15 protein-coding genes are annotated in these 12,728 nt (G+C 57.8%); 10 read left to right on the top strand and 5 right to left on the bottom strand.

Features of this window, described 5'->3' with window-relative positions; genetic code table 11:
- Positions 1 to 134 precede the first annotated feature (134 nt).
- A complete protein-coding gene (locus PMI30_RS18685) occupies positions 135 to 476 on the top strand; it encodes a PA4575 family protein (protein ID WP_007901845.1) in 342 nt (113 codons plus the stop codon).
- A 5-nt stretch (positions 477 to 481) separates the two neighbouring features.
- Here the strand turns inward: PMI30_RS18685 and PMI30_RS18680 are convergent, their stop codons facing one another.
- Positions 482 to 2,311 (bottom strand): hypothetical protein, encoded by a 1,830-nt coding sequence (locus PMI30_RS18680; RefSeq protein WP_008008683.1) that lies wholly within the window; start codon positions 2,309 to 2,311, stop codon positions 482 to 484.
- Positions 2,312 to 2,471: 160 nt separating this feature from the next.
- On the opposite strand from PMI30_RS18680, the gene PMI30_RS18675 reads away from it, so the two are divergent.
- The 3 genes from PMI30_RS18675 to PMI30_RS18665 all read left to right on the top strand — a co-directional run bounded on the left by PMI30_RS18675 (position 2,472) and on the right by PMI30_RS18665 (position 4,231).
- Positions 2,472 to 2,960, top strand: coding sequence for a TIGR00645 family protein (locus PMI30_RS18675; protein ID WP_007901849.1), 489 nt, complete (start codon positions 2,472 to 2,474; stop codon positions 2,958 to 2,960).
- Between the two features lie 226 nt (positions 2,961 to 3,186).
- Positions 3,187 to 3,483 (top strand): DUF6482 family protein, encoded by a 297-nt coding sequence (locus PMI30_RS18670; protein WP_007901853.1) that lies wholly within the window; start codon positions 3,187 to 3,189, stop codon positions 3,481 to 3,483.
- 130 nt (positions 3,484 to 3,613) lie between these two features.
- Positions 3,614 to 4,231: an FKBP-type peptidyl-prolyl cis-trans isomerase gene (locus PMI30_RS18665; RefSeq protein WP_007901858.1), complete on the top strand. Its 618-nt coding sequence runs from the start codon at positions 3,614 to 3,616 to the stop codon at positions 4,229 to 4,231.
- Between the two features lie 126 nt (positions 4,232 to 4,357).
- Here the strand turns inward: PMI30_RS18665 and PMI30_RS18660 are convergent, their stop codons facing one another.
- The 3 genes from PMI30_RS18660 to PMI30_RS18650 all read right to left on the bottom strand — a co-directional run bounded on the left by PMI30_RS18660 (position 4,358) and on the right by PMI30_RS18650 (position 6,310).
- Positions 4,358 to 4,615 (bottom strand): PA4570 family protein, encoded by a 258-nt coding sequence (locus PMI30_RS18660; protein WP_007901862.1) that lies wholly within the window; start codon positions 4,613 to 4,615, stop codon positions 4,358 to 4,360.
- A 206-nt stretch (positions 4,616 to 4,821) separates the two neighbouring features.
- Positions 4,822 to 5,163, bottom strand: coding sequence for a zinc ribbon domain-containing protein YjdM (locus PMI30_RS18655; RefSeq protein ID WP_007901863.1), 342 nt, complete (start codon positions 5,161 to 5,163; stop codon positions 4,822 to 4,824).
- 178 nt (positions 5,164 to 5,341) lie between these two features.
- Positions 5,342 to 6,310 (bottom strand): polyprenyl synthetase family protein, encoded by a 969-nt coding sequence (locus PMI30_RS18650; RefSeq protein ID WP_008008687.1) that lies wholly within the window; start codon positions 6,308 to 6,310, stop codon positions 5,342 to 5,344.
- Positions 6,311 to 6,549: 239 nt separating this feature from the next.
- On the opposite strand from PMI30_RS18650, the gene rplU reads away from it, so the two are divergent.
- The 5 genes from rplU (at position 6,550) to PMI30_RS18625 (ending at position 10,311) form a co-directional block, all read left to right on the top strand.
- Positions 6,550 to 6,864 (top strand): 50S ribosomal protein L21, encoded by a 315-nt coding sequence (gene rplU / locus PMI30_RS18645; RefSeq protein WP_007901869.1) that lies wholly within the window; start codon positions 6,550 to 6,552, stop codon positions 6,862 to 6,864.
- A 35-nt stretch (positions 6,865 to 6,899) separates the two neighbouring features.
- The gene (rpmA, locus tag PMI30_RS18640; protein ID WP_007901871.1) at positions 6,900 to 7,175 is read left to right on the top strand and encodes a 50S ribosomal protein L27; all 276 of its coding nucleotides are present in this window, start codon (positions 6,900 to 6,902) and stop codon (positions 7,173 to 7,175) included.
- Positions 7,176 to 7,368: 193 nt separating this feature from the next.
- On the top strand, positions 7,369 to 8,592 hold the full coding sequence (gene cgtA, locus PMI30_RS18635) for an Obg family GTPase CgtA (RefSeq protein ID WP_007901876.1): 1,224 nt from the start codon (positions 7,369 to 7,371) through the stop codon (positions 8,590 to 8,592).
- Positions 8,593 to 8,715: 123 nt separating this feature from the next.
- Positions 8,716 to 9,834: a glutamate 5-kinase gene (gene proB / locus PMI30_RS18630; RefSeq protein WP_032830120.1), complete on the top strand. Its 1,119-nt coding sequence runs from the start codon at positions 8,716 to 8,718 to the stop codon at positions 9,832 to 9,834.
- 12 nt (positions 9,835 to 9,846) lie between these two features.
- Positions 9,847 to 10,311 (top strand): CreA family protein, encoded by a 465-nt coding sequence (locus PMI30_RS18625; protein ID WP_008008690.1) that lies wholly within the window; start codon positions 9,847 to 9,849, stop codon positions 10,309 to 10,311.
- Positions 10,312 to 10,495: 184 nt separating this feature from the next.
- Here the strand turns inward: PMI30_RS18625 and rpsT are convergent, their stop codons facing one another.
- The gene (gene rpsT / locus PMI30_RS18620) at positions 10,496 to 10,774 is read right to left on the bottom strand and encodes a 30S ribosomal protein S20 (RefSeq protein WP_007901883.1); all 279 of its coding nucleotides are present in this window, start codon (positions 10,772 to 10,774) and stop codon (positions 10,496 to 10,498) included.
- 387 nt (positions 10,775 to 11,161) lie between these two features.
- On the opposite strand from rpsT, the gene murJ reads away from it, so the two are divergent.
- Positions 11,162 to 12,700 carry a murein biosynthesis integral membrane protein MurJ gene (gene murJ / locus PMI30_RS18615; RefSeq protein WP_008008693.1) on the top strand — a complete coding sequence of 513 codons (1,539 nt, stop codon included), beginning with the start codon at positions 11,162 to 11,164 and terminating at the stop codon, positions 12,698 to 12,700.
- Positions 12,701 to 12,728 lie beyond the last annotated feature (28 nt).

Consider the following 12,728-nt stretch of genomic DNA (forward strand, 5'->3'; position numbering starts at 1 on the left):
GCACCTTCTGGTCTCGGTTCGCGTGCGAGCCAGACTTTTCTTCTATTATCTGCTCAAGGATATCGACAGTAATCACTGGATCGAGACAGCCTTCCCGTGGAGGCTGAAGACCGGATCTACCGAGGGTCGCCGCCATGTCGCGCAACCTCTGCCTCACCCGTCAATGCCTGGGTCTTGTGACTCGTATCGAATGTGCTATCCGCCCGCTGGCGGGAGATACGGGCATGTGGACCTTGCTCTTCGCCGCCGGAATGGCCGGCGAGCAGCCTTCTGCCATCAAGGCCCAAGGCCCGTTCCGTGGGCCTGTCGTGGCTGAATCGATCCTCGACACTATTGTTGAAAGCCTGACTTTGCATGGCTACGAACTGGCCGACGACCCGCAAATCTGGTGTCTGCATTTGCAAGCCCAGTTGCGAGAGATCAATGGTGGTCGTTACCGCAACCTCAGCGGTCCCGAGTTTCGGCCCGAGCACTGAACAGACTATTGATCAAGGTTGCCTGGCTCTGCCTTGTCGAGTTTGACCTCGAACCCATATTGCACGGTGGTGAGGTTGGTTCGCTGATAAGTTTCCAGACGTGTGGGCTGGCCATAGAAATAATGCACCGCGAATAACGCCGGGCCTTGCGCGCTGGCGTCGTGACTGACCGAAAGAATCTCCTTCAAATAGTTGCCACTGTCGTCCTTGGCGAAAAAACGCCAGTCCTGGGCTGGAAACAGTTTCAAATCCACCACCAACGCATTCCCTTTGAGCTCAAGGCCTTTGGGTAACTGGCGGGTGTCGTACGTTTGCCGGTCGACAGTCGCCAGGTACTGCGGCATGGAGCCCACGGCGTAGGCCGGGGTTTCTGGAAACAGGTTCAGATCATAGGTGATGTCGCCGCGTATCGGGTCGACCTGATACGCCTCCGGCGGCAGCTCGATCGGCCCATCGCGCTGGCCGTTGCGGTCTTGGGTAAAGAACGTCACCGGGCTTTCGCCGGGATTGAAAGAGGTGCCGAGCAGCTCGTCATTGAAGCTTCTGGGGTGATCGAATTCGATGCGCGCGGCACTCGGGTCATCCACTGACTGACTGATGCTGATACTTTTTTTCAGTTGTTCCTCGCCCAGCGTTGCGCCCTTGAGCCAGGTCGCGGCCTGGTCGTCATACACCACCACCGGCAGGGTCAGTGGCTGGATGGTTTTTTCCGTGGTGTGCGGGTCGAAGCGGCGTATAGGCAGGTCGAGGTCCTTGTGGGTCACCGTGACCGTCGAGAAGTCCAGCAGGCTGACTTCGACGGTGTCGATCGGCCCGTTGAAGTAGACCTTGGTGTAATGCCGGGTTTGTTGCTTTTCAAACGCACGCTGCTCGTCATCGAGCTGTTTTTCGAACGCTTCGCTCCAGGTCTTCTGCTGTTGTATTTGCGCCAGTTGTTTTTGATAAAACTCAATTTGTGCGGCGGTTTCGTTGATCGCACCCGAGCGCGAGAGGAATTGCCCGGTGGCGTCCCTGGCCTGAACGATCAGTGGGTTGAGTGATGTGTCACGTATCTCGGGGGCCAGCGGCGCGCTGTTACTGAATTCGATTTCGGCGTAGTTATCGCCCAGTTTCAATAAGGTGACACTGAGATTGTCGTTGGTGCGAGTCTGGCCGACGTCCTTTTTCGTCAGGTCGAAACTGTAGAGCCGGCGTGGGGCGATGACTTCCACCTTGCCTTGCAGGCTCACCGGTTGTGGTTGGTTCTTCTTATCCACATCCAGGCCTTCGATGAAGGGGTAGGTCACCGTCAAATCATCGGGGTTGGTCAGGTTGGAGCTCGACGGGCTCAGCTGAATGCCGGGGTCGGTTTCCGACCATTCCGGCTGGAAGGGGATGACGCGCTTGTTGCTCAGGGTCACCGATTGCCATTCCAGGCCATGAGGAAAAGGGAACGCGCCCGGAATGTTGAAGTTGAAAGGGAATACCGGCTGCAGATCGGTCAGGTAATCCGAGCTGGACTCCTTGTGCAGCACGAACAGACCGTTGATGTAGGTGTCGACCAGCGCCTGGGGCGTGGGATAGTGCTTGAGCACTGCGAGAGCATCTTCGCCGTATTCGGTGACCACTGGTTTGGTGTCGAGCCTGAGTTGCGCGCGTTCGAGCAACAGGAGTGAGCCGCCGAGTTCGGCCACGGCATCCTTGAGTTTGGGATCCTCGATCGTCTCCAGGGATTGTTCGAACTGTGCGATCTTTTCTTCGAGGCTGCCCTGACGTTTCTCATCACTGGGTGAACAACCACCGAGCAGCAACATGAGGCAAAGTCCGGCACTCGTTAAAGGCAATCGCACATCCATTTCCAGTCTTCCTGTCCGACGTCGCTGACCTGTCAATGATCTGGACACTAGCAGAAAAACTTTGTCACACACACGCAGGTTGCGGATTTTCCGGCGGTTTCTGGGTGTAACAGGTGGCTGTTATACTCGCCGCCATTTCCAGCCCCTTGTGTGAGATTCAATGGAACGCTTTATCGAAAATGCAATGTACGCCTCCCGCTGGTTACTGGCGCCGATCTATTTCGGTTTGTCCCTGGGCTTGCTGGCGTTGGCACTGAAATTCTTCCAGGAAGTCTTCCACGTCATTCCTAACGTGTTCTCGATGGCCGAGTCGGATCTGATTCTGGTACTGCTGTCGCTGATCGACATGGCGCTGGTGGGCGGCTTGCTGGTGATGGTGATGATCTCTGGCTATGAGAACTTCGTTTCTCAGCTGGATATCGACGACAGCAAGGAAAAGCTCAACTGGCTGGGCACCATGGATTCGTCTTCGTTGAAGATGAAGGTCGCAGCGTCCATCGTGGCGATTTCGTCGATCCACCTGCTACGGATCTTCATGGACGCCAAGAACGTCGATCCCGAGCATTTGAAGTGGTACGTGGTCATCCACATGACGTTCGTGGTGTCGGCATTTGCCATGGGCTATCTGGACAAGCTGACCAAGCACTGATCTGCACCGCCCTTGTAGGAGCGAGCGGTGCGGCGATCCGACTTGCCCGCGAAGGCGGCGTAACAGGCAACACTTATGTCGACTGACACGGCCTCTTCGCGGGCAAGCCTCGCTCCTACAGGAATCGGTGTGAAACAGACGGGTGGTGTCGTCTGTGGCTTGTACTTTGGCCCGCCGAGGCATATCCATGTAGAAGTCCTGGCTCGCCACTGCCTGAGGTGCGCTCATGAACCTGCAAGAGCTGAATGCGTATGCCGTCGCCGGAAAGGTCGATGAGCTGAACCTGATCTCGATGGAAGGCGTGTTTTACGTGCTGGAAGCACGGATGCATGGCGCGGGGCATCCATTGCGCGATGCGCATGGCGAGATATTGCATCTGCGCTCGGTCGAGCATGCGCGTGAAGTGCTTCATGCCTTTCCCAAGTTGTCGTTCAACGTCGTGCATACCTCGGTTCAGGATGAAATGTGCGGTGCCAGCACCGAAGAAAGCCTGAAAGTACCGATCACCTTCCGCTCCGCGTGACAGGGCCGACACGGCTCATCAACGTGACGGCATCTGTGCTAGTCTGCTCGCCCTTTTGATTCCGGGCGCTCCGGGATGCGCTGTGCACGCACGGCAAGTTCCAGGGCCGTCCGCACAACGGAGCAGTGTCATGTCCGAAGTAAATCTGTCCACCGACGAAACCCGCGTCAGCTACGGCATTGGCCGTCAGTTGGGCGACCAGCTGCGTGACAACCCGCCACCGGGCGTTAGCCTGGACGCGATCCTGGCTGGCCTGACCGACGCGTTCGCCGGCAAGCCAAGCCGTGTGGGTCAGGAAGAAATGTCCGCCAGCTTCAAGGTTATCCGCGAAATCATGCAAGCCGAAGCTGCAGCCAAGGCTGAAGCCGCTGCTGGCGAAGGCCTGGCTTTCCTGGCTGAAAACGCCAAGCGCGAAGGCATCACCACTCTGGCTTCCGGCCTGCAATTCGAAGTGCTGACTCAAGGTGAAGGCGCCAAGCCAACCCGTGAAGATCAAGTGCGCACCCACTACCACGGCACCCTGATCGACGGCACTGTGTTCGACAGCTCCTACGATCGTGGTCAGCCTGCAGAATTCCCGGTTGGCGGCGTCATCGCTGGCTGGACCGAAGCCCTGCAACTGATGAACGCCGGCAGCAAATGGCGTCTGTACGTGCCGAGCGAACTGGCTTACGGCGCTCAAGGCGTTGGCAGCATTCCGCCGCACAGCGTACTGGTATTCGACGTCGAACTGCTCGACGTTCTGTAATCCTGGTAATCCCGTGATCTTGTAGGAGCGAGGCTTGCCCGCGAAGGCATCAACTCGGTTTCAAGCTTGAATCGAGTCGCCTGTTTCGCGAGCAAGCTTCGCTCCTACAGGGATTTGCAGTGTTACTCATAGTTCGATCTTGTTGTGCAGCTCACTCGTCGGGCGCAACGCCCGGGCATAGCAGAACAGAAACAGATTGCGTACCAGTTCCTTGAGCACCACCGGCTCGCTGGAACTTAAGCCATTGACGTCCAGATCACCCTGATCCTGCAGCTCGTTCAAGGCTTCTTCTTCAAGCACCGCACAGACTTCCCCGGTTTCCCGATGCAGGATTCTGAGGTAGGGGTGTGGGCGGTCCAGCCAGGCATCGATCAAATAAGTCATGAGTCTCATCTCCATTGATGGGTTTCAATGAGAATAATTCTTATTCATCAAATAGCAAGGGTCTATTGGCGGTTTGTATTTTTTTCTGCGGGGAAATTGCTGGGCGTCAAAGCGACTGGCGTTTGGCTACTGCGCGGGAATGCTGGGTGATGCGGGGAAGGGCGAAGCACCATCCCACGCCGGGCGCGGGATGGAATACAGCAGACTCAGACTTTTCTGACGAACTCGGATTTGAGTTTCATCGGGCCGATGCCATCGATCTTGCAGTCGATGTCGTGGTCGCCATCGCACAGGCGGATGTTCTTGACCTTGGTGCCCACCTTGACCACCAACGACGTGCCTTTGACCTTGAGGTCCTTGATCACGGTGATGGTATCGCCGTCCTGCAGGACATTGCCGACCGAATCCTTTTTCACGGTGTCATCGGAGGCCACTTCGGCTTCACCACTGGCGGACCACTCGTGGGCGCACTCCGGGCAGATCAGCTGTGCACCGTCTTCATAGGTGTATTCGGAATTGCATTTCGGGCAGGGTGGCAACGTGCTCACTAAAGCTCCTTGGGTTCAGGATGGCTAAAAAGCGCACATTATATAGGGTTTATACGGGGAGGGGGCGACACATGATTTGTAGGAGCGAGGCTTGCCCGCGAAGGCGGCGTAACAGACAACACTTATGTCGACTGACACGGCCTCTTCGCGGGCAAGCCTCGCTCCTACAGGGCGTGGATCAGTGCGTTCGGGCTACCGCAAACTCGCTCAACTCAACCAACGCATCGCGGTATTCGCTGGCGGGCAGGGCGTCGAGGCACTTGATCGCACGGGCCACGTAATCGCGGGCCAGTTGCGCGGTGTAATCCAGTGAACCGGAAGCTTCAACGGCTTCGCGAATGCTTTCCAGATCTTCGATGCCGCCTTTCTGGATCGCCCGACGAACCAGTGCGGCCTGCTCCGGAGTGCCTTCGCGCATGGTGTAGATCAGCGGCAGAGTCGGTTTACCTTCGGCCAGATCGTCGCCGACGTTCTTGCCCAGGGTTTCGGCGTCGCCACGATAATCCAGCAGGTCGTCGACCAATTGGAAAGCCACCCCCAGGTGATCGCCGAAGGTGCGCAGTGCTTCGCTCTGTTCCGGCGAGGCGCCGGCCAGGGCCGCGGCACTGTGGGTCGAGGCTTCGAAGAGCATCGCGGTTTTGCCGCGGATGACTTCCATGTAGGTTTCTTCGGTGGTGCTGGCGTCGCGGACCTTCGACAGTTGCAACACTTCGCCTTCAGCGATGATGCGCGTGGCTTGCGAAAGGATCTTCATCACCGGCATGGAGCCCAGTTCGACCATCATTTCGAAAGAACGCGAATACAGGAAGTCGCCCACCAGCACGCTCGGCGCGTTGCCCCACATGGCGTTGGCGGTCGAGCGGCCACGGCGCATGCCGGACATGTCGACGACGTCGTCGTGCAGCAGGGTGGCGGTGTGCAGGAACTCGATGGTCGCGGCCAACAGGCGCAGGTCGTCGCCTTCGCGGCCGAGTGCCTTGCCGCACAGCAGCACGAGCAACGGGCGCAGGCGTTTACCGCCAGCCGAGGTAATGTAGTCGCCGATTTTCGATACCAGCGGCACTCGGGAAGTCAGCTGTTTCTTGATGATGCCGTCGACGGCGCTAAAATCGTCCGCCACCGCGCGGTAGAAAGCTTGGGGTTGCATCAGCGACAGTTGCTCCAGAAGGGTTGCGCGGCATGCTAGGACCCACGTCCGGGCCTGTCAAGGCGCGATGGACAGCCTCTTGCATCGCCCCGGCAGCTTGCGTACAATCGCGCACCCTGAACTTCCTGGGCAGCACCTGCCTTACGCAATTGCAAACAGGCCTCCAGCCTTATGCAGCCATGCCAGCCAATACCTCTTCTTATAAAGAGCTGGGTGAGCAGGATTATCGGAGAAATACCATGTCTTATGCAGTAATCGTTACTGGTGGCAAGCAGTACAAAGTTGCTCCAGGTGAATACCTGAAGATCGAAAAACTGGAAATCGCTACCGGCGAATCCGTTACTTTTGATCGCGTTCTGTTGGTTGCCAATGGCGACGACGTGAATATCGGCGCTCCAGTTGTTCCTGGCGCTACCGTTGTGGCTGAAGTGATCTCCCAAGGTCGTCACGATAAAGTCCGCATCATCAAGTTCCGTCGTCGTAAGCACCACATGAAGCGTATGGGCCACCGCCAGTGGTACACCGAGATCAAAATCACCGGTATTCAGGCTTAATTTCAGCCTAATTCCTCACTAGGAGAATTGAACTCATGGCACACAAAAAAGCTGGTGGTAGTACCCGTAACGGTCGCGACTCAGAAGCCAAACGCCTTGGCGTGAAGATGTATGGCGGCCAGGTTATCATTCCGGGCAACATCATCGTGCGTCAGCGCGGCACCCAATTCCACGCTGGCTACGGCGTTGGCATGGGCAAAGATCACACTCTGTTCGCTAAAATCGACGGCGTGATCAAGTTCGAAGTAAAAGGCGCCTTCGGTCGTCGTTACGTAAGCATTGTCCCGAAGACTGACGTCGTCGCGGCATAATTACGTAGTTGCTGGAAAAGCCCTGTCTTGCGACGGGGCTTTTTCGTTTGTGGGGTGAGTCTCTTGCAAAGCTGTTTGTGATGGGCTCCAGCGCTGTATTGGCGGTCGTTGATTGAGGTCGCTGCGCTCATTTTTGCAAGAGTCTTATGTCTAGGTTTTTTCGGCTCGTCCGTATGGCGAGAGGCGTTTTGTTATGAAGTTTGTTGATGAAGTATCGATTCGAGTAAAGGCCGGCGACGGCGGCAACGGTTGCATGAGCTTCCGTCGCGAAAAATTCATTGAAAACGGCGGCCCGAACGGCGGTGATGGTGGTGATGGCGGCTCGGTCTACATGGTCGCCGACGAAAACCTCAACACCCTGGTGGACTACCGTTACACTCGGCACTTCGATGCCGAGCGTGGTTCCAACGGCGGCAGCACTGACTGCACCGGCAAGAAAGGTGAGGAGCTGGTGCTGCGCGTTCCAGTTGGCACTACCGTTATCGATTCCGCGACTCAGGAAGTGATCGGCGACTTGACCAAGGCCGGCCAGCGTCTGCTGGTGGCTCACGGCGGCTGGCACGGTCTGGGTAACACTCGTTTCAAATCCAGTACCAACCGGGCGCCGCGCCAGACCACGCCGGGCAAGCCGGGTGAGCAGCGCGACCTGAAGCTGGAAATGAAGGTGTTGGCGGACGTCGGTCTGCTCGGTTTGCCGAACGCCGGCAAAAGTACCTTCATTCGCTCGGTATCGGCCGCCAAGCCGAAGGTCGCCGACTATCCGTTCACCACTCTGGTGCCGAACCTGGGTGTGGTCAGCGTCGATCGCTGGAAGAGCTTCGTGGTGGCGGACATTCCGGGTCTGATCGAAGGTGCTTCCGACGGCGCGGGCCTGGGGATTCGTTTTCTCAAGCACTTGTCGCGTACCCGTCTGCTGCTGCATCTCGTCGACATGGCGCCGCTGGATGACACCAGTGCTCCGGATGCCGCTGAAGTAATCGTCAGCGAGCTGACCAAGTTCAGCCCGTCTCTGGCTGAGCGTGATCGCTGGCTGGTGTTGAACAAGTGCGACCAGATCCTTGAAGAAGAGCACGACGCTCGCGTCAAGGAAATCGTTGATCGTCTGGAGTGGACCGGTCCGGTCTACGTGATCTCCGCGATCGCCAAGCAAGGCACCGAGCGTCTTTGCCATGACATCATGCGTTACCTGGAAGATCGTGCCGATCGTCTGGCTAACGACCCGGCCTACAAGGAAGAGCTGGCCGAGCTCGATCAGCGCATCGAAGACGAAGCGCGCGCCCAGTTGCAGGCGCTGGACGATCAGCGTGCCCTGCGTCGCAGTGGCGTGAAGTCGGTCCATGACATCGGTGACGACGATTGGGACGAAGAAGATGTGGATGACGAAGACGGTCCGGAAATCATTTACGTGCGTGACTGATTCGTTGCGATAAACTTAAGCGCCGCTCACTAGAGCGGCGTTTTAGTATCTGGAAATCGGTAGTCACGAATAACGTTACGGACAGCGCTGGGTCGTGCTGTCCTCAAGCTAAGGTTGAAGATGATGCGGAGCAAGGTGACAGGTGCGCAGCGTTGGGTCGTGAAGATCGGCAGCGCTTTGCTGACGGCGGATGGCAAAGGCCTGGATCGCGCGGCAATGGGTGTCTGGGTCGAGCAGATGGTTGCCCTGCACGAGGCGGGTGTTGAGCTGGTGCTGGTGTCCTCCGGGGCCGTGGCGGCGGGTATGAGCCGTTTGGGCTGGACTGTACGACCCAGTGCAATGCACGAGTTGCAGGCCGCTGCCGCCATCGGTCAGATGGGGTTGGTGCAGGCCTGGGAGTCGAGCTTCGCCGAGCATGGCCGGCATACCGCGCAGATTCTCCTGACTCACGACGATTTGTCCGACCGCAAGCGCTACCTGAACGCTCGCAGTACGCTGCGCGCGCTGGTCGAGCTCAAGGTGATCCCGGTGATCAACGAGAACGACACCGTGGTCACTGACGAAATCCGTTTCGGCGACAACGACACGTTGGCGGCGTTGGTGGCGAACCTGGTCGAAGCCGATTTGCTGGTGATCCTCACCGATCGCGATGGCATGTTCGACGCCGATCCACGCAACAATCCCGACGCCAAGCTGATTTACGAGGCGCGTGCCGATGATCCGGCGCTGGATGCGGTGGCTGGTAGCACGGGCGGTGCTCTGGGGCGTGGCGGTATGCAGACCAAGTTGCGCGCTGCGCGTCTGGCGGCGCGCTCCGGTGCGCACACCATCATTGTCGGTGGGCGCATTGATCGGGTGCTGGATCGTCTCAAGGCTGGCGAGCGCATAGGTACCTTGTTGTCACCTGAGCGCGGCATGCTGGCGGCGCGCAAGCAGTGGCTGGCCGGGCATCTGCAAACCCGCGGCACGCTGGTGCTGGATGCGGGGGCGGTGACGGCGTTGTCCCAGGGCAATAAAAGTTTGCTGCCGGTGGGCGTCAAACTGGTCCAGGGCAGTTTCCGTCGCGGCGAAATGGTGGTCTGCGTGGCGCCGGACGGTCGTGAAATCGCCCGTGGCCTGGCCAACTACAGTGCTCTGGAAGCACAAAAAATCATCGGTCAGTCGTCTGAGGCGATTGTCGGTCTGTTGGGTTACATGGCGGAGCCGGAACTGGTTCACCGCGATAACCTGATTCTGGTCTGAAGGAATACCTGAATGCGTGTGGCAAAAGGATTATTGGGCTTGTTGTTGGCGATGCCGCTACTGGCCTCGGCCGAGGAAATTGGCCAGGTGTCGACGGTGTTCAAGTTCGTCGGCCCGAACGACCGTATCGTTGTCGAGGCGTTTGATGACCCGAAAGTGGATGGCGTGACCTGCTACCTGTCGCGCGCCAAGACTGGCGGGGTAAAGGGCGGGTTAGGTCTGGCCGAGGATCGCGCTGAAGCGTCTATTGCGTGCCGTCAGGTCGGGCCGATCAACTTCAAGGGTGAGCTCAAGGATGGCGAGGAGGTGTTCAAGGAGCGCACGTCTCTGGTGTTCAAGACCATGCAAGTGGTGCGATTCCTCGACAAGAAGCGCAATACGCTGGTGTATCTGGTTTATAGCGATCGTTTGATCGAGGGCAGCCCGCAGAATGCGGTGACGGCGATTCCGATTTTGCCGTGGGCGCACGCTCAATAATCTGACGCAAGACGAAGTGTGGGAGCGAGCCTGCTCGCGATAGCGGACTGACATTCAGCATCTATGCTGGCTGGGCATCCGCAATCGCGAGCAGGCTCGCTCCCACATTTTTTTGCGGTGTATCTGATAAATCGCAGGCAATAAAAAACCGACCCTGAGGTCGGTTTTTTAATGAGCGTGTCGCTTAGGCAGCAGCGGCAACGTTCAGGGCCTTTACGTGGCCATTCAGGCGGCTCTTATGACGAGCAGCTTTGTTCTTGTGGATGATGCCTTTATCGGCCATACGGTCGATAACTGGCACAGCCAGAACGTAAGCAGCTTGAGCTTTGGCAGCGTCTTTTGCGTCGATGGCTTTAACTACATTCTTGATGTAGGTACGAACCATGGAACGCAGGCTGGCGTTGTGGCTGCGACGCTTCTCAGCCTGTTTTGCACGTTTTTTGGCGGAAGGTGTGTTGGCCACCGTCGAGCTCCTCGAAAGACTTTTTAGGAAATAGCAAACAAAATAGGCCGCGAATCATGCCGATGAGTTGATGGCTTGTCAAGGGCGGGAGAGACGTTCCGCTAAGTGGCCGGTTCCGACCCCATGAAAACTACTGCGCTCGGCAATACAGCGTTGAAAGCAGACTCGAAATGCTCATTGACTAAAGTCAACTCCGCTATCTCGCCTGCTTTCGCCTTGTCTTGCCTTCGCTCGCTACGTTTTCAAGGGGGCGGTGAGCTGGATATTTCTTTCCGGCGTGCGACCTGTAAACTCGCGAGCTTTGGCTCTGTGCTGTTGCGGCGCGGAGTATCGCATAAGTGGGCGCGTTGTTCGCCTGCTGTTTATCGACAGGCAAAAACTCTTTCAATGAATCTGCTCAAATCGTTGGCCGCTGTCAGCTCTATCACGATGCTTTCCCGGGTGTTGGGGTTTGTTCGCGATACCCTTATCGCTCGTGCATTTGGTGCGGGAATGGCGACCGACGCCTTCTTTATCGCCTTCAAACTGCCCAATTTGCTGCGGCGGATCTTCGCCGAGGGAGCATTTTCCCAGGCCTTCGTGCCGATTCTCGCCGAATATAAAAGCCAGAAGGGCGAGGAGGCGACACGAACCTTCATTGCCTACGTCTCGGGCCTGCTGACGCTGGTACTGGCGCTGGTCACCGCGTTGGGCATGCTCGCCGCGCCTTGGGTTATCTGGGCCACGGCACCGGGTTTCGTCACTACCCCGGAAAAATTCGAGCTGACCACCGATCTGCTGCGGGTCACTTTTCCTTATATATTGCTGATCTCCCTGTCTTCATTGGCCGGCGCGATCCTCAATACCTGGAACCGCTTCTCGGTCCCGGCCTTCGTGCCGACCCTGCTCAATGTCAGCATGATCATCTTTGCGGTGTTCCTGACGCCGTATTTCGATCCGCCGGTAATGGCACTGGGCTGGGCCGTTCTGGTGGGCGGCCTGGCGCAATTGCTGTTTCAGCTGCCGCACCTGAAAAAAATCGGCATGCTGGTGCTGCCGCGCCTGAGTCTGCGCGATAGCGGTGTCTGGCGGGTCATGAAACAGATGCTGCCGGCGATCATCGGCGTTTCGGTGAGTCAGATTTCGCTGATCATCAACACCATATTTGCTTCGTTTCTGGTGGCGGGTTCCGTTTCCTGGATGTATTACGCCGATCGCCTGATGGAATTGCCATCTGGCGTGCTGGGTGTGGCACTGGGCACGATTCTGCTGCCGACCCTGGCCAGGACCTATGCCAGCCAGGATCGCCACGAATACTCGCGGATCCTCGATTGGGGGCTGCGCCTGTGCTTCATGCTGGTGTTGCCGTGCGCCCTGGCGCTGGGGATTCTGGCTGAGCCGCTGACGGTTTCGCTGTTCCAGTACGGTCAGTTCAGCGCTTTCGATGCGGCCATGACCCAGCGCGCGTTGATTGCTTATTCCGTCGGTTTGCTGGGAATTATCGTGATCAAAGTGTTGGCGCCGGGCTTTTATGCGCAACAAAACATCCGGACTCCAGTAAAAATCGCGATTTTCACCCTGATTGTCACCCAGCTGTTCAACCTGGTGCTGATCGGTCCGCTGGCTCATGCCGGTCTGGCCCTGGCCATCAGTGCGGGCGCCTGCATCAACGCCGGGCTGCTGTTCTATCAGCTGCGCAAGCAGCAGATGTATCAGCCGCAACCAGGCTGGGCGAAGTTCGGGCTCAAACTGCTGGTGGCGGTGGCGGTGATGTCCGCGGTATTGCTGGGTGCAATGCACTTCATGCCGGCCTGGGCGGAAGGGCATATGCTGGAGCGTTTGCTGCGTCTGGGCGCATTGGTGATCGCCGGCGTGGTGGTCTATTTCGGCATGTTGCTGTTGATGGGCTTCCGTTTGCGCGACTTCAATCGCAAAGCGCTGAGCTGAGGCTTTTGCCTCGATAAACACGGGCGGG

The organism is Pseudomonas sp. GM50 (assembly GCF_000282375.1).
GTDB lineage: Bacteria > Pseudomonadota > Gammaproteobacteria > Pseudomonadales > Pseudomonadaceae > Aquipseudomonas.

Excerpts from the sequence above, each read along its gene's own strand:
- PMI30_RS18685 (WP_007901845.1), top strand. The coding sequence starts at position 135 with ATGTCGCGCAACCTCTGCCTCACCCGTCAATGCCTGGGTCTTGTGACT.
- PMI30_RS18680 (WP_008008683.1), bottom strand. The coding sequence starts at position 2,311 with ATGGATGTGCGATTGCCTTTAACGAGTGCCGGACTTTGCCTCATGTTG.
- PMI30_RS18675 (WP_007901849.1), top strand. The coding sequence starts at position 2,472 with ATGGAACGCTTTATCGAAAATGCAATGTACGCCTCCCGCTGGTTACTG.
- PMI30_RS18670 (WP_007901853.1), top strand. The coding sequence starts at position 3,187 with ATGAACCTGCAAGAGCTGAATGCGTATGCCGTCGCCGGAAAGGTCGAT.
- PMI30_RS18665 (WP_007901858.1), top strand. The coding sequence starts at position 3,614 with ATGTCCGAAGTAAATCTGTCCACCGACGAAACCCGCGTCAGCTACGGC.
- PMI30_RS18660 (WP_007901862.1), bottom strand. The coding sequence starts at position 4,615 with ATGACTTATTTGATCGATGCCTGGCTGGACCGCCCACACCCCTACCTC.
- PMI30_RS18650 (WP_008008687.1), bottom strand. The coding sequence starts at position 6,310 with ATGCAACCCCAAGCTTTCTACCGCGCGGTGGCGGACGATTTTAGCGCC.
- rplU (WP_007901869.1), top strand. The coding sequence starts at position 6,550 with ATGTCTTATGCAGTAATCGTTACTGGTGGCAAGCAGTACAAAGTTGCT.
- rpmA (WP_007901871.1), top strand. The coding sequence starts at position 6,900 with ATGGCACACAAAAAAGCTGGTGGTAGTACCCGTAACGGTCGCGACTCA.
- cgtA (WP_007901876.1), top strand. The coding sequence starts at position 7,369 with ATGAAGTTTGTTGATGAAGTATCGATTCGAGTAAAGGCCGGCGACGGC.
- proB (WP_032830120.1), top strand. The coding sequence starts at position 8,716 with ATGCGGAGCAAGGTGACAGGTGCGCAGCGTTGGGTCGTGAAGATCGGC.
- PMI30_RS18625 (WP_008008690.1), top strand. The coding sequence starts at position 9,847 with ATGCGTGTGGCAAAAGGATTATTGGGCTTGTTGTTGGCGATGCCGCTA.
- murJ (WP_008008693.1), top strand. The coding sequence starts at position 11,162 with ATGAATCTGCTCAAATCGTTGGCCGCTGTCAGCTCTATCACGATGCTT.